Source organism: Chloroflexota bacterium (assembly GCA_035652535.1).
In the GTDB taxonomy this organism is placed as follows: domain Bacteria; phylum Chloroflexota; class UBA6077; order UBA6077; family SHYK01; genus DASRDP01.
Genome location: DASRDP010000010.1, coordinates 13,184 through 28,400, shown reverse-complemented (window position 1 = coordinate 28,400; position 15,217 = coordinate 13,184). Strand labels below are relative to the sequence as shown.

16 protein-coding genes and 1 pseudogene are annotated in these 15,217 nt (G+C 67.1%); 11 read left to right on the top strand and 6 right to left on the bottom strand.

What is annotated here, in order from left to right; all coding sequences use genetic code 11:
* Positions 1–11 precede the first annotated feature (11 nt).
* On the bottom strand, positions 12–1,691 hold the full coding sequence (locus tag VFC51_01605) for a hypothetical protein (GenBank protein HZT05700.1): 1,680 nt from the start codon (positions 1,689–1,691) through the stop codon (positions 12–14).
* Between the two features lie 190 nt (positions 1,692–1,881).
* Here VFC51_01605 and trxB point away from each other — a divergent pair, with 190 nt between their 5' ends.
* Together trxB and VFC51_01595 are read left to right on the top strand one after the other, a co-directional pair.
* Positions 1,882–2,832, top strand: coding sequence for a thioredoxin-disulfide reductase (gene trxB, locus VFC51_01600; GenBank protein HZT05699.1), 951 nt, complete (start codon positions 1,882–1,884; stop codon positions 2,830–2,832).
* Positions 2,819–3,439 (top strand): dual specificity protein phosphatase, encoded by a 621-nt coding sequence (locus VFC51_01595; protein ID HZT05698.1) that lies wholly within the window; start codon positions 2,819–2,821, stop codon positions 3,437–3,439. The genes trxB and VFC51_01595 overlap by 14 nt, the downstream gene beginning before the upstream one ends.
* Before the next feature lie 7 nt (positions 3,440–3,446).
* On the opposite strand, the gene VFC51_01590 is transcribed toward VFC51_01595, so the two are convergent.
* Both VFC51_01590 and VFC51_01585 read right to left on the bottom strand, forming a co-directional pair.
* Positions 3,447–4,421, bottom strand: coding sequence for a threonine/serine dehydratase (locus VFC51_01590; GenBank protein HZT05697.1), 975 nt, complete (start codon positions 4,419–4,421; stop codon positions 3,447–3,449).
* Complete coding sequence (locus tag VFC51_01585; protein ID HZT05696.1) at positions 4,418–5,803, bottom strand: FAD-linked oxidase C-terminal domain-containing protein; 1,386 nt, start codon at positions 5,801–5,803, stop codon at positions 4,418–4,420. Before VFC51_01585 ends, VFC51_01590 begins: the two co-directional genes overlap by 4 nt.
* Before the next feature lie 259 nt (positions 5,804–6,062).
* Here VFC51_01585 and VFC51_01580 point away from each other — a divergent pair, with 259 nt between their 5' ends.
* A complete protein-coding gene (locus VFC51_01580; protein ID HZT05695.1) occupies positions 6,063–6,521 on the top strand; it encodes a RidA family protein in 459 nt (152 codons plus the stop codon).
* 126 nt (positions 6,522–6,647) lie between these two features.
* Here the strand turns inward: VFC51_01580 and VFC51_01575 are convergent, their stop codons facing one another.
* Positions 6,648–6,842, bottom strand: coding sequence for a hypothetical protein (locus tag VFC51_01575; protein ID HZT05694.1), 195 nt, complete (start codon positions 6,840–6,842; stop codon positions 6,648–6,650).
* Positions 6,843–7,010: 168 nt separating this feature from the next.
* The gene (locus VFC51_01570) at positions 7,011–8,345 is read right to left on the bottom strand and encodes a (Fe-S)-binding protein (GenBank protein HZT05693.1); all 1,335 of its coding nucleotides are present in this window, start codon (positions 8,343–8,345) and stop codon (positions 7,011–7,013) included.
* A 61-nt stretch (positions 8,346–8,406) separates the two neighbouring features.
* On the opposite strand from VFC51_01570, the gene VFC51_01565 reads away from it, so the two are divergent.
* From VFC51_01565 to VFC51_01555, 3 genes and pseudogenes are all read left to right on the top strand, one after another.
* Entirely contained in the window at positions 8,407–8,865 is a 459-nt protein-coding gene (locus VFC51_01565) for an EVE domain-containing protein (GenBank protein ID HZT05692.1), read from the top strand.
* Between the two features lie 44 nt (positions 8,866–8,909).
* A pseudogene (gene def, locus VFC51_01560) lies at positions 8,910–9,392 on the top strand (peptide deformylase).
* Between the two features lie 274 nt (positions 9,393–9,666).
* Positions 9,667–10,389: a gamma-glutamyl-gamma-aminobutyrate hydrolase family protein gene (locus VFC51_01555; GenBank protein ID HZT05691.1), complete on the top strand. Its 723-nt coding sequence runs from the start codon at positions 9,667–9,669 to the stop codon at positions 10,387–10,389.
* Here VFC51_01555 and queG read toward each other — a convergent pair.
* Positions 10,363–11,523 carry a tRNA epoxyqueuosine(34) reductase QueG gene (gene queG, locus VFC51_01550; GenBank protein ID HZT05690.1) on the bottom strand — a complete coding sequence of 387 codons (1,161 nt, stop codon included), beginning with the start codon at positions 11,521–11,523 and terminating at the stop codon, positions 10,363–10,365. The genes VFC51_01555 and queG overlap by 27 nt on opposite strands.
* 70 nt (positions 11,524–11,593) lie before the next feature.
* Here queG and VFC51_01545 point away from each other — a divergent pair, with 70 nt between their 5' ends.
* The 5 genes from VFC51_01545 (at position 11,594) to VFC51_01525 (ending at position 15,207) form a co-directional block, all read left to right on the top strand.
* Positions 11,594–12,082, top strand: coding sequence for a cupin domain-containing protein (locus VFC51_01545; protein HZT05689.1), 489 nt, complete (start codon positions 11,594–11,596; stop codon positions 12,080–12,082).
* Between the two features lie 105 nt (positions 12,083–12,187).
* Positions 12,188–13,012: a VOC family protein gene (locus VFC51_01540; GenBank protein ID HZT05688.1), complete on the top strand. Its 825-nt coding sequence runs from the start codon at positions 12,188–12,190 to the stop codon at positions 13,010–13,012.
* A gap of 103 nt (positions 13,013–13,115) precedes the next feature.
* Positions 13,116–13,658: a hypothetical protein gene (locus VFC51_01535; GenBank protein HZT05687.1), complete on the top strand. Its 543-nt coding sequence runs from the start codon at positions 13,116–13,118 to the stop codon at positions 13,656–13,658.
* Positions 13,659–13,682: 24 nt separating this feature from the next.
* Positions 13,683–14,117, top strand: a complete 435-nt coding sequence (locus VFC51_01530) for a hypothetical protein (protein HZT05686.1) — start codon at positions 13,683–13,685, stop codon at positions 14,115–14,117.
* Positions 14,118–14,205: 88 nt separating this feature from the next.
* Positions 14,206–15,207, top strand: a complete 1,002-nt coding sequence (locus tag VFC51_01525) for a response regulator (protein HZT05685.1) — start codon at positions 14,206–14,208, stop codon at positions 15,205–15,207.
* Positions 15,208–15,217: the final 10 nt, after the last annotated feature.

Here is a 15,217-nt window from a genome sequence, read left to right as displayed (position 1 = left end):
GCCTCCGACCGCTACAGGATCTCGAGGTCCTTCTCCCCGCACGTCGGCGCTGTGGCGGAAGGCGCGGTCGCACAGGCGTACAGCGCGTGGCGACCGGGCGAGAGGGAGCCGGCCGGCACCATGAACCAGAAGCCGGTTCGGTCGATGGCCTTCAGCCGGCCGTAGAAGTCGGCCACGTCCGGGCGCTTGAACCCGTTTCGCGCCTGTGCGAGGAATCGGCCGACGCCCGGCGGCCCGTCCGCGTAGATCTTCACCTCTGGCGTCGGCTGACGGTACCTGGACACGAGGTCAGGCGCGAATGGCCGCCACGCTGGCTGCCCCTCCACCAGGCTCCATCCGGCCACCTCGATCGCCTCGCCCCCGTGGCGGGCGTTCGACGGCCTGTCCATCTGCACCATGATCCGCTCCGCAGTGGGGCCGTAGTGGCGCGGTATCTCGAAAAACACGAGGCCGATGAGGTTCAGACCGACGAAGGCGAGGACGCCCATGCTCGGGACCCAGCGGAGCAAGCGGCTCAAGTCGGAGAACGCGAACCAGCCGCGCGCGACGATCAGCGCGAGCGGGATGAGGGCGGGGAACAGGTACCGCCCCTGGGGCGAGTATTCGCCGTAGACGTTGACGACCATGTCCAGCGCGATCGTGCTGGCGATGATGGCCAGCGCGACCGCCGCGGCCGCCAGCCGCGGGCGCTCCGGTCGACCCTTTCGCAACGCGACGAGAACGCCGATGACCCCGACCGCCGCGATGCCCGCGACAAGCCAGTAGTACGGCGCGTCAAGAAAGATGGCCATAAACCCGAACCCGGCGACAAAGCTCTTCAGCGTCATCTCCCAGAAGTTCGTCTGGGTGGACAGGGTGAGGAGCGTCACGCCGTGGTCGATCGGCACGAAGAGCGTATTTCCGCCCGCGGACGCCTTCGCATCGGCGATGACCTGGCCCGGGATCACCTCTTCGTACAGGGCGATGTTCCGAACGAACCACCAGCCGCTGGTGGCGGCGGTCGCCGCGGCAAGCGCGAAGAGGCGCATGCCGAGCGAGCGGCCCTCCCGAATCGCCAGAAGCGCGGCCGTTCCAAAGCCGATGGCGGCCACGCCGTAGAACGTGTACTTGGTGATGAGGAGCTCGCCCGCGAGCAGGCCGACCCCTGCGAGCGTGCGCGCACGGGCTCCGGATTGCCATGCGCAGATGAGCAGGCCGAGCATCGCGGCGGTCTCCAGGACGGCCAGGGCGTCGTTATTGACATACGCGGCCGTAAACGTGAGCTGCGGCAAGAACCCGACGAGCATGGCGGTGGTGATGGCGATCGCCCGAGAATCGGGGAAGAGGCGGCGCGCGATCCAGTACGTTAGGGCGACCGTGCCGATGTACGACGCCAGAGAAGCGTATCGGGCTGCCCACATCGCCTCCTCCCGGGTCAGCCAACCGACGCCTGCGTCGACCATGTAGGCGAGCGGCGGGTACGCCGCGTACGTCTCGACGGCGCCGGAGGGGGTGGCAATCAGCCAGAGGTCATCCGGCGAAAAGACCGGAAGTCGGCCGTGGTCGCTGATGAAGCGCACGATCTGGAAGTGGGCGCCTTCGTCGGGCGCCTTGTGGAAGGGAATCGTGTACAGCCAGAGGAGGGCGGTCGCGCCGGCGATGCAGAGGATGGCGACGAGGACCGCCGTGTCCGTCTTCCGCCATCGCGCCATGCCGTATCCTTAGCGGTGTGCTGAGAAACACGCGGGACCGCTCGCGTCCCGTCAACCTCTCTCGGGGCAGGCCTCCCGCCGCTCAGAGAGGGCCTTCGGCTGCATCGCCGATCCCCGCGGGCCGCCAGCGTGAAAGATTACCGAGTGGCGCAGCGTTGTACAAGGTGAGTGCAGAGCGAGAGGAGCATCGGTGAACGAAGAACTGATTGACGTCGTGATCGTCGGAGGCGGTCCGGCGGGCCTCACGGCCGGGCTGTACGCGGCGCGGGCAAACCTCCGGGCGGTGCTGCTGGAGAAGCTACTTCCCGGCGGCGAGCTGCTCAATACGGACCTCATCGAGGACTATCCGGGCTTCGTGTCGACCACGGGCCGGGAGCTCGCGGAGAAGATGGAGGAGCACGCACGGACATTCGGGCTCCAGATCGAGCAGGGGACCGTGCAGCGTATCACGCGCGGGAACGACATCTTTACGACGACGACCGAAGAAGGCCCATCGTATCGCTCGCGAACGGTGATCATGGCGGCCGGCGGCGTGCCGAAGAAGCTCGAGGTGCCGGGCGAGGAGCTGCTCGCCGGGCGTGGCGTCTCCTACTGTGCCGTGTGCGATGGGCCACTGTTCCGGAACAAGGTTGTCGCTGTCGTCGGCGGCGGCGATTCGGCGTTCCAAGAGGGGATTTATCTGACTCGGCACGCGTCGAAGGTGTACCTCATCCACCGGCGCGACGAGTTTCGAGCCCAGCCGATCCTGCAGGAAAAAGCCCGCGAAAACGAGAAGATCGAGTTCATCACGAGCGCGGTGGTCGACGAGATCGGCGGCACGCAGACCGTGGAGTGGGCGACCATCCGCAACCTCAAGGACGGGAGCCAGCGGCGCCTGCCCCTCGATGGCGTCTTCGTCTTCATCGGGTTCAGCCCAAATAGCGGGCTCTTCGAAGACCACCTGGACCACGACGAGCAAGGATTCCTGATCACCAACGAGCGGATGGAAACCCGCGTGCCGGGCCTCTACGCGGCCGGCGACGTCCGGTCACAGCTCGCTCGCCAGATCACGACGGCGGTGGGCGATGCGACGACCGCCGCGATCGCGGCCGAGCACTACATCGAGGACCAGGTGTTCCGGGCGGAACGTGTCCGAGTTTAGCCCCGTCCCGCCGATTCAACCCGTCGCGGACGCGGCGTTCGCCGAAGACCTCCCGCGCGAGCTGCGTGACAAGTCTCTGATCTCACGAGCGACAGAGGAGGCGCTGCGGTTCACGCGAAAGGGCTTCGCGCGGGTCCTGGAGTTCGCGCCGACCAAGCTCAATTTCTCATGGATCACCGACGAGCTAGCGGTCGGTGGCGCTTTTCGGCGGTCGGACATTCCCAAGCTCGGGCGCATCGGGGTCAGCGCGGTCGTCGACTGCCGGGCCGAGGCGTGCGACGACGAGGAGGCGCTTCGTCGCCAAGGGATGGATTTCCTCTGGCTCCCCGCTCCGGATACCCACGAGCTGAGCCAGTCCTCACTGGACGCCGGGGTCGAATGGGCCACCGATCAGATCCAGCGGGGCCGGCGCGTCTACGTTCACTGTTTGCACGGCGTGGGCCGCGGCCCCTTATTGGGCGCCTGTGTTCTCGTCTCGTCGGGATATTCCGCGGTGGATGCGCTTCAGCTCATCAAGGCGCGCCGCTGGCAAGCATCACCCAACGAGGAGCAGGTGGAGGCGCTGGTGACCTTTGCGCGTCGCCACGGCGCGATGGGGCGGACGTAGCAGGCCGTTACAGCTCTTCGCGGAGAATCGCCGCGTAGACGTCCGCGTCGACGTTGCCGCCGCTCACGATGCACCCGATCCTCTGCCCCGCGAATCGCTCGCGGCACACCAGCGCCGCCCCGAGCGCAAGCGCGCCGGTCGGCTCCGCCTTCACGTTGGCGGTGCGAAACAGCAGGCGCGTGGCGTGGGCGATCGTCGCCTCGGGTACCTCGACGATCTCGTCGACGCCCCGTTGAACGATGGGCCATGTGACGGCCCCCAGCGAGAGGGTGCGCGCCCCGTCGGCGATGGTGGGCGGCTCCTCGTCGTTTGCGATCAGCGTTCCGGATCTGAAGGACCGGGCAGCATCGTTGGCGATGGCCGGCTCAGCGCCCACGATTCGCGTTCGGCTCCCCAGCACGTCGCGCGCCGTCACAATGCCGGAGATCAGCCCCCCACCGCCGACCGGCACGAGTAGCGCACCCAGGTCGGCGACCTGCGCCAGCACGTCCCGCCCGAGGGATGAGTTCCCCGCCACGACGCGGAGGTCGTCGAAGGCTGGCGCGTAGAAGCTACCCGGCTGCTGCTCCATGACCTCCTGTACGCGGTCCAGGCGACGCACCGTGGCCGTATCGATGAGATCGACCTCGGCGCAGTTTCGGCGCACGGCCTCGATCTTGACGCGAGCGGAGGTGTTGGGCATCACGACGGTGCAGTGCTTTCCCAGCATCCGCGCGGCGAGGGCCACCGCCTGGCCGAAGTTTCCGGAGGACGCGCTCACGATCCGCTCGGCGGACACGCTCCGCAGGAGATTGTAGGCGCCGCGGAACTTGAACGAGCCGGTTCGCTGAAAGGTCTCGCAGGCCAGCGTTACGTGGGCGCCGACCGCCTCGTCGAGGGCGCTACTGTGGAGCAGCAGCGTCGGCATGACGATGGACCCAAGGCTCGCCCAGACCTCGCGAACGTATTCGGCCGTCAGGCGATCGTGGCTGGCATCGGTCACAGTGGAGCCAGGACCTTGCCCGGGTTCATGATGTTCGTTGGATCGAGGAGCTGTTTGATGCCCCGCATCGTCGCCAGGGCGAGGGGATCGAGGTTCTCGACGAGATACTCCCGCTTCATGATGCCGATGCCGTGCTCGCCCGAGATCACACCTCCCATCTCGATAGCGAGACGGAAGATCTCGTCAGCGGCCGCGAGCGTTCGCCTCGTCTCGTCCTCGTCTCGGAGATCGACGAGGAGGTTCGGGTGAAGATTGCCGTCGCCGGCGTGCCCGAAAATAGCGATGGTCACGTCGTGCTCGGCGCCAATGTCGCGAATGCGCTCGACGGCCTCAGGGATCTTGCTGCGCGGGACGGCGATGTCCTCGCCCAGGCGATTCGGCCGCAGCTGGCCGAACGCGGCGGCCACGGAGCGCCTGGCGTTCCAGAGACCGTCCGCCTCGGCGGCGTCGCGGGCGAGCCGCACGCTGATCGCTCGTTCATTGCAGATGGCCGCCACTTCGTCGGCCTGTCGCGGCACCACCTCCTCGTCCCCATCGATCTCGATGAGAATCAGGGCGCCCGCGTTCGTGTTGATCCCTGCCTTCAGGTACTCCTCGACGAGGGTCAGGGTCGTTCGGTCCATCAGCTCCATCGCGCACGGGACGATGCCCGCCCCCAGCACGTCCGTCACGCTGTTGGCAGCCGCGGAGACGTCTGCGAAGTCCGCCATCACCGTACGCCGGGCGCGCGGCACGGGGATGAGTCTGAGGGTGCCCTCGGTGATGAGGCCGAGCGTCCCCTCAGATCCCACGAAGAGGTGGGTCAGGTCGTACCCGCTGGAATTCTTCGCGGTACGCGCGCCGGTTCGCATGATCTCTCCGCTGGGGAGCACGACCTGGAGGCCGAGCGCATAGTCGCGGGTCGTTCCATACTTCAGGCAGCGCGGACCGCCGGCGGACGTCGAGAGGTTGCCCCCGATGGTGGACTGCTTCAGGCTCGCCGGGTCGGGCGGGTAGAAGAGACCCTCCCGCTCGACCGCCGCCTGGAGGGTGGCGGTGACCACGCCCGGCTGCGTGACGACGGTCATGTTCACCCGGTCGATGTCGAGAATGCTGTTCATCCGCGTCATGTTGACCACGATGCCGCCGAAGAGGGGGACCGAGCCGCCCGCGAGCCCGCTCGCCGCGCCCCGGGGTACGATGGGGATCCCCTCGTCCCGGGCGACGCGCACGGTCGCGGCAACTTCCTCGGCATTGAGAGGCGTGACGGCGATCTGCGGCCGCCCGACGATCCAGGTTCCATCGTACGAATAGACCACCATGTCCTCTGGCGCCATCGTCACCCGGTCGGGTGCGAGCGCCTGCTCGAGTGCACGGTGGGCGCGCTCGACGTCGCCGGCCATCACCCTCTCATCCTTCCACGCCGCTCGCCCGCCTTTTCGGTCGGAGACGGCGAATGAAGTCATGCTGAGCGCAGCGCAGCATCGCTGTCAAACGAGACCCCTCGGGCCGCGCCCTCGGGATGACCGTCTCGCCCAAGCCCGGAGCGTACGGCCCGGGCGTCACTGGAAGGGATCATCCCGCTTCTCGCGCCGGTTTTCAAGCGAACGATTCCATCATTACCCTAAGATGTCGACACACAACGTGCGCGGAGGAGGACTGGTGGAAGCGGAGCAGCGGCTCGCAGCGCTCGGACTTCAATTGCCGGAGGCCCCGGAGGCCATTGCGAACTACGTCGGGGCGGTGCGAACGGGCAATCTGCTGTTCTTATCTGGACGCGGACCGCGGCGCGATGGCAAATTCGTCTCCATCGGCAAGCTGGGGCAGGAGATCACGATCGAGCAGGGATATGAGGCGGCCCAGCTCACGATGCTGAACCTCCTGGCGACCCTGAAGTCTGAGCTGGGGGACCTCGATCGAGTCAGCCGAGTCGTCAAGCTGACCGGAATGGTGAATGCCGTTCCCACCTTCACCGACCACCCGCAGGTGATCAACGGCGCCTCGGACCTCCTCGTCAGGGTCTTTGGCGACAAAGGCCGGCACGCGCGAGCGGCGTTCGGCGTTGGCTCGCTCCCGCTGAATACGTCGGTCGAGATTGAGATGGTGGTCGAGGTCGCATAGCGCGTTCACGACCCACAAACGTGGCCTCCTCGTCTGGCAGGCCGGAGATCCCCGCCCTGCCAGAGCGGCGCAGCTGTGGCAATGGCGAAGCTCATACCATCCGACACCCCAGGTTCGTCTTGGACGCTACGCGAAGGGCGGCAGCAGCTCCGCCACGTCTGCGAGGCTCTCTTTCACGCCGACCTGGTTGTCGGGAGGCCCCGAGAAGCGGACCACGGTCTGGGCGCCGGGCTGCTGGTAAATGAACGCCACGTTGGCGAGGTTGATCCATGTGGGGGCGCCGTTCACCATCGTGAGCTTGATGAAGTACGGATCACCCACGCGCGCCTCCCCGCTGTCAGGTCAGCACAGTATGGCACGCACGAGCGCCCTGCGACAGGGCCTGTCCCGAGCGAATGAAAAGGGCTCGGGGCGAACGGATTTTCAGCGCGAGCGCCCTTCGATCGAGGCGAACGGGATCTTCAACGCGACCGGATTTTGCGCGGCCCGCTAAGGACCCAGCGACTTCGGGGTCTCGTAGGCCTCGGCCAGCAGATCCACCGGGTGCACGACCGCGACGTCGAGCCCGCGCTCGCGGGCGCCCGCGATGAGCTGCAGGAGGCACCCCGGATTCGCCGCGGCCACAGCCTCGGCACCGGTGGCCGCGACGTTCCGAAGCTTGCGATCCAGGATCTGCTCGGCCCGCTCCGGATGCGTCAGGTTGTAGACGCCCGCGCTGCCGCAGCACCAACTCGCCTCACGCATCTCGACGAGGGACAGACCCGGGATGCCGGCCATGACGGTGCGCGGCTGCCGCGAGACCCCCTGCGCGTGGCAGAGGTGGCACGCCTCGTGATAGGTCACCTTCTTCCGGACCTCGGCCAGGGGCTCGCGCAGCGGGATCGCGGCGAGAAATTCGGTCACGTCGCGAACGCGGCGGCTAAAAGACTCCGCACGGGCCGAGAACTCCGGATCGTCGCGGAGCAGCTCCGCGTACTCCTTGGTTTGCGCGGAGCACGCCGCGCAGTCGGCGACCACGTAGTCGACGGAGTAGCGCTCGAAAAGCTCGACGTTGTGGCGCGCCAGCCGCTTGAGGGTGTCGACGTCGCCCTCCCCCGCGTGCGGGGCGCCGCAGCACTTCTGCGCCTTCGGCAGCACGACCTCGCACCCATTCTCCGAGAGGATCCGAACGGTGCGCGCGCTCGTCTTGGCGAACACGAGGCTCATGACGCACCCGAGAAAGAAGCCGACGCGGTAGCGGCGCTCGCCCACGGCCGGAGTAACCTCGGGCAGCGCGCGCCGCAGCGGGGTTCGCGGGAGCGGCGGCAACAGGCGCTCCATCGATCGCAGGCTTCGCGGCAAGAGCCGGACCAGCCCGGATCGGCGGACGAGCCACTGGATCCCAAGCCACTGGTAGAGTCGCAGCGGCCAGACCGCCGCCTCGAGCCAGTCGGGGCGGGTCATCACCTGACTGAGGACGAACCGCTTCGGCCAGGGTTGCCGCCGGCCGCGCTCGATCACCGCGCGCATGCGCACGACCTGCTCGCCCACGCGCACGCCGGAGGGGCACACGCTCTGGCAGGCGCGGCAATCGAGGCAGTGATACATGTGCTCGGCCACGACGGCGCTCAGGTCAATCTGCCCCTCGTCGACGGCGCGCATGAGCTGGACCCGACCACGCGGGGACTGCACCTCAATAGCGTCCGTGGCATACGTGGGACACACGGCCGAGCATGCCGCGCACTTCACGCATGAGAGCAGGTTGTCGTAGTCGGGAGCGTCGCCGCCGCGAAAGTGCGGCTCACCGTGATAGACCGGCGGCGTCGGGATGCGGTGGTGCTCCACGCGCGGATTATACGAGTCGGTCGCTATACTGCCGGTGACTGACTCGAGAGGGGAGGCGTCAATGCCGACATGCTGGTGTCTCGTCACCTCACCGGACAACATCGCCAAAACGCGCGAACGAAACTTCACGATCCAGGGGATCAAAAAGGGCCATCGGAAGAAGGCGGAGAAGATGCAGCCGGGCGACCGCGTCGTCCTCTACGCGACGGGTCTGCAGGCATTCGCCTTCACCGCCACCATTACCTCCCGCTATTTCGAGGACCACACGCCCATCTGGACCAGCGACAAGCCCGGGGAAGACTATCCGTTTCGGTTCTCCATCAAGCCGGACGTCGTCCTCGACGAGGACGACTACGTCCCAGCGCGGCTCCTCGTCGAGCAGATGGAATATGCGCGGAAGTGGCCGCCTCAGCACTGGCGGCTCGCCTTCCAAGGGAACGTGCACGTCCTGCCCGAGACGGACTTCGCCCTCATCGAGGAGACGATGGCGCAGGGCGCCCGGGAGCCGTCGACCCCCTGAGAGCGGATGCTAGAATCTGGCCGAGACCCCGATCGGAGAATTGTGTGGCGACCCGGCCGATCCTCACCCTCGAGAACCCGCGCCTCCGCATGAAGAGCGTCAAAGTCAAGCGCGTCGATCGATCGATTCAAACCCTCATCGACGACATGATCGAAACGATGCGCGCAGCGGAGGGGGTTGGGCTCGCAGCGCCCCAGGTCGGCGTACTGCTGCGCGTCATCGTCTGCGAATATGCCGACGAGGAGACCGAGGAGTTGCACCAGACCGTGCTGATCAATCCCGAGATCCTCGCCAAAGAAGGCGAGTGGATGGCCGAAGAGGGATGCCTCTCGATCCCCGGCTACGTCGGGACCGTTCCCCGCGCGGTGCGCGTCTCCGTCAAAGGGAAGGACCGCACCGGGAAGGACGTGCGCATCAAGACCGACGGGCCGCTCGCGCACATCCTCCAGCACGAGATCGACCACCTCGACGGGATCCTCTTCATCGACTATCTGAAGAGCCTCGACGAGCTGCGCGAAGTCGAGCCGGGGTCGCGCCGGCGCCGTCGGCGCACGCCCCGCGTCCTGGACGAGGAAACCCCGCCGTCCGAAGAGCCTGAGACGGGCGCCGACCACCCCGAGGAGGGGAAAGCGCAGCCAGAATCAAACGCGGCCGGCCGCGCAGAGGCGAGCGCCACGGCATCGGGTTCGGCAGCGCCCTCCAGCGCCCGGGCCCGCGCAGGCGGTTCGGGTGGGCGAAGTCGCGCGCGCACCCGGTCGTGCTTCTGCGGGACATCGTGTGACGAGCGGGCGTGGACCTAACGTGCTGCCCCGAATCGGGATGGTCTGCAGTACCCTGGTGGCCGAGGATCGACCGCCAAGATTCGTGATCAACCAGGCCTATAGCCGAGCGATTGCCGCCGCTGGGGGCGTACCGCTCCTCATGCCGGCCCTCGCCGACGACCAGCCGCTGCGCGGGCTGTTCGACGCCATCGACGGGCTGCTCCTGCCCGGCGGGGCCGATCTGCAGCCATCGACCTATGGCGAATCGCCCCACCCGCTGCTCGGGGCCGTCGATCCGCCCCTCGACGACGCGGAGCTGCGCCTCGCGCGGTGGGCTCTCGAAGAAGAGAAGCCCGTCCTCGGCATCTGCCGCGGACAGCAGTGCCTGAACGTGGCGGCGGGCGGCGGGTTGATTCAGGACATTGCCAGCCAGGTCCCGAGCGCCCTCGTCCATCGAGTTGAGCCACGGTCGGCCATTGCGCATTCGGTCCGCGTTGTGGAGCCGGAATCGCGGCTGGGAGAGATCCTCGGACCTGGCGAGCTTCCCGTCAACAGCCTCCACCACCAGGCCGTCGGCGCGATAGCGCCGGGCTTCGAGGTCGTGGCCGTCGCGTCGGATGGCGTGGTCGAGGGGATCGAGCGGCCGGGCCACCCCTTTGCCCTGGCCGTTCAATTCCATCCGGAGGAGCTGGTGCCCGGCCACGCGGCCAGCGAGCGACTCCTGCGGCGGTTCGTGTTAGCCGCGGCCGCGCGGGCCAGCTGAACCCAGCGCGGCCTCGATCTCTGCCCGCGCATCCGTGTCGGTCTCGACGGCGAGCGCGCGATCGAGCGCCGTGCGCGCGTCATCCGCCAGCGGCTGAATCTGCCCCAGCGCCCACGCGGCGTGCCCGCGCACGACGGGGTCGGGGTCGCATAGCGCCTCGATCAGCGCCGGCGCCGCGCTCGGGTCCCGGGCGTTCCCGAGCGCGATCGCGGCGTTCCTGAGGATCCCACGACGCTTCGGTCTCGTGAGGGGTGTGCCGCGGAATCGATCGCGAAACGCGCGGTCGTCGAGGCGGAGCAGCCCGGGAAGGTCCAGCGTCTCGCCCGCGCCAACATCCGGCGCAAATTCTTCGTGCGACGAGGCCGACCGGGCCCGATTCCACGGGCAGACGTCCTGGCAGACGTCGCACCCGAAGACCCAGTCGCCCATCTGGGGCCGCAGCTCCCTGGGAATCCACCCGCGATGTTCGATGGTCAGGTAGGAGATGCACCGCGTCGCGTCCATGCGAAAGGCATCGGTGAGCGCACCGGTCGGGCACGCGTCGAGGCAGAGTCGGCAGGAGCCGCAGTCACGGGCGCCCACGGGATCTGGCTCCAGGTGCGCGGTCGTGAGGATCGCCGACAAGAAGACGAGGGAACCGTGCTGCCCGGTGAGCACACACGTGTTCTTGCCGATGAACCCCAGCCCCGCCCGTTCGGCCGCAGCGCGATCGACGAACGGACCCGTATCCACGAACCAACGGCACCGCGTGGCGGGACCGGTCTCGGCGACGATGGTGTCCGCGAGGGTCCGAAGCTTCGGCCGGATCACGTCGTGATAGTCGCGCCCCCAGGCGTAGCGCGCCACCCTGCCCCGACGCCCGTCGGGTACGAGCGCTGGCGGCTTTTGTGCGTATGCCACGCCGAGCGCGATGATGCTCTGCGCACCGGGCAGCAGCCGCTCCGGGTCGCACGAGAGGCGCACCCGGTCTGGACTGAACCAGCGCATCCCTTCGAGCCGCCCATCCCGCAGGCTCGCCAGCACGAGCTCGGCCTCCCGCGCGAACGGGCCGGCCGCGGCAAAGCCGACCAGGTCGAATCCCAGCGCCATCGCCCGCGCCCGAATCACGTCCGCGAGCGTCTCTTTTGCCGCCACTGGTGCCCTGCCACAAACCGGAATATGATTGCCACGATATCGCACGCGGCGAACGCCATGAGGAGCATCGATGGCCGAAGGTGGAGCACAGTCGCAGCAGCCCAACCCCCGTGATCAAATGATCGAACGTCAGATGTTTCGCAACAAGGGATGGCAGGTCGCCAGCATCGTCGAAAACGCTGTCACGGAGCGAAATGCCTTTGTCCCCCTCACCCAGCAGGATGAGTCCGCGGTGATCCTGAACTGCTATCAGCCCGGCCAGGCGGACGAAATGCACTGCCACCCCGGGGAAGAGCACACGTTTCTGGTCTGGCAGGGCAAGCTCCATCTGACAGGCGTGGAGTCAGGCGAGGACCTCGTCCTGGGCCCGGGTCAATTTGTTCACATCGACGCTGGCTACTATTACCGCCTGCACAATCCCGGTCCGGATCCGGCGGTGTACTGCCAGTTTCGAACCCTGCCGGCCCGCCCGCCGAAGCGGAGGATCGTTTTCTTCCGAGAGTCGGCCCGAGGCAAGCGCGCCGCGGCGGCGGAAGCGGCCGCGGAGAAGAGGGGCTAGCGCACCGACGGTTGTGCGATTCGGGCGCGTGAGCCGCCGCGGGCCGGCGCTCTCGCGGCCGGTAGGATAGTGCTCGCAGGTCCGGTAGCGGGGAAGGAGGGTCTCGTGTCCGCCAAACTGAAGCACATGGCGATCGTCAGCAACGATTTCCAGCGACTCGGCGCCTTCTATGCGACCCTGTTCGGCATGCGCATGGCCGAGACGCAGGCGGCGCGGGCCGTCACCGTTTCGGACGGCTACGTGGGGCTGAACATCAACCCGCGCAAAGCCGGACGCCAGGCAGGGCTGGACCATTTCGGATTCGAGGTGGAGAGCGTCGATGAGATTGCGTCGCGCCTCAGAGACGACTTTCCGACCGTCGAGCTGTTGAAGCGGCCCAGCAATCGGCCATTCGCCGGCATCAGCACGCATGACCCCCTCGGCAACGTGTTCGACCTGTCCCAGGAGGGAATGGAGAACCGCGGCGGGCTCTATGCCGAGAAGATCGACGCGCGAAATCCTCGCCGAATCAGCCACCTTCAGCTTCGCACGGTGGACCCCGCGCTCCTCGCTCGCTTCTATGCGGAGGTCTTCGACCTCACCCCATTGCCCAGGGATCCGGACGATCCGACCTACAGCCTGACGGACGGGACCGTCACCCTCGTGGTGGCGCCCTGGAAGATCTCCGACTTCGCTGGAACCGGCATCGAGCGCCCGGCGCTTGACCACATTGGCTTTGAAGTGGAGAGCCTCGCGCAGTTCGAGCGTGACCTCGACGCCATGGTTGCGGAGAACCCGGGTCTGGCGCCGTCACCCCTCCACGGATACGCGGAAGGCGAGGTGCGATACGAGCTGTTCGCGCGGTGCCGCCACGGGAGTTTCCATCTCGCGGATCCGGACGGCGTGCTCATCGACGTGAGCGAACGCTCAGATCTACCGCACGCTCGTTGAGCCGGACGGCCGCCGGCGACGTTCCGACAGCGGCGCGTCGGGTGGCGGGGCGCATCCGCGTGACCGGGACGGTCGCGGAACGAGATGAGATTGCGGCCCACCAGTGGACCCGAGCCGAATCGTCACGGTCCTGATCCTGGCGTTCGCCCTGTACGCCGGCTGGAGCTTTCTCCACGGGGGACGAGGACGCGTCTCCCTCTACGCAGTAGCCGCGTGCATCGCGGTCTCGCTTTTCGGGGCTTTGCCGGCGGCCGCGTTGCGTATGCGCGGGGCGGTGGAGGCCCTGACCCTCGCCGCGATCTCGCTGTCCCTCGCCGCCCTCGCCAGCACGCCTGGGCTCTGGGAAGCGCAGCTGCGCGCCGCGCGCGAGCACGCGCGAGTCTATCAGCGGTTTCGTCCCCGTGACTTCCTCTCGTGGCGCGGCTGGCTCAAGGTTGTGGATCGCATTGGCGCCCGCTCTGCCGCCATGGGATATTTCGGTGTCTTTGCCCTTGGAACCGTGGGGCAGCTCCTGGTCGCATGGCTGAGCGAGCCCCAGGTTGACCGTCCATTCTTCCTCGTCGCGCTGCTTGCGCCGCTCCTCTTCAGCGTCGTAAGCGCCATTTGGGTCTATCGCGCCGTACGCAGGGTGCTCCCGGGCGCCTGAGTCCGCGGAGGATGGAGGAACACTGTGCTGACGCCCGGCGAGTACTCGGACACCCTTCGGGCCCTCGGACGCTTTCTGGACGACATCAACGCGCATGCGATCCGAATTGTCGAGGGCCCCGAATCGATCGAGGTCTCCTGGGACGATGGCCGCGGGGCGCGCGCGACTCAGCACTACGATCGATCGGCCATCGAGGCGCTTCGAGCCGCAGCCCGCATGCACCGCGGCCTGGCCGAGGGCATGTTCCGTTATGGCTCAGCCGAGCTCCTGCGCACCGTGGGCCGGGATCTGGACCAGATGCGAGCCTCAGGTGTGACCATCGAAGAGACGGGCGCGGGTTTCGACGCTGTGGTAATGGTGGGAGAAACTATCGTTCGAGAAATGTACGGATACAGCGATCTCGTCGCGCGCGTTCAGGAGTATCATCGACAACACTTCTTCGAGCTTCGCGGCTCGTAGCGAGCAACGCGCGGCGTTACCTGCTACCATACTAGCGTTCTGTTACGTTATGTTACGATAGTGCGACCCTTGTGCGGGGGGATGGCCGGTGCCTCGTCGATTGGGGCCTCGATCCCGGCGAGTCTACGAAGAGATCCGCCGCAAGATCATCGATGAGGTGTGGCCGCCTGGCCAACAGCTCCCGAGCCATGCCGAGCTGAGCGTCGCCTTCGGGGTGGCTCCGATGACCCTCCGCCATGCGCTGACGGCCCTTGCCGACGACGGGTTCATCTCGCTCCAGCATGGACGGGGCACCTTCGTTCAAACCGGACCAAGTACCGAAGTCCTCGTGGTCGACGATGAGGCCGCGGTCCGTACGCTCCTCCGGGAGCACATCAAAGATTGTGGCTGCGGCGTCATTGAAGCCAATGGACCCGAAGCAGGCATCGCAGCCCTCGAGAGGAACCCCCGGATCGGCCTCGTCCTGAGCGACGTACGAATGCCGTCCACAACGGACGGCGTGGAATTCATTCGCACTGTGAGCAAGCGGTGGCCTAACCTGCCTATCGCCGCGGTGACCGCGTTCCCTGAGGATCTCAGAGACCTCCATGGACGCCCGGAGTGTCCGGTGCTGATCGTGACGAAGCCCTTTCAGCGTCACCACATCGAGTCCGTCATCGAGCATGCCGGCCTCCTCGGTCGCGGGCGAGCGGAGAATCGGCGGCAGGCGATCTCCGGTCGCCATCCCCACAAGGTGCTGGTGGTGGATGACGACCCAGACGTCCGTCAGCTCCTGCGGGGGTATATCGAGCGCTTCGGATACGACGTGTCGGAGGCGTCGACCGGAGGGCAAGCATTGCTCGCGTTACGGGAGCATCCCTTCAGCCACATCTTTCTCGACGTGCGCATGCCGGGAGGCGGCCCCGAGCTGGCAGCTACGATTGCTGAAGCCAACCCGTCTACGGCCGTCGTCATCGTCACGGCATTTCCCGAGGACGTCATCCGTCTCGGGGGGGCTTTTACCGTGCTCACGAAGCCGTTCGACCGCGAAGGCGTCCGCGCGTCGCTCGAGCTGCGCCGCTCTCCGATGCCAGCGACTTCCATGGTATGATGCGGCGGGC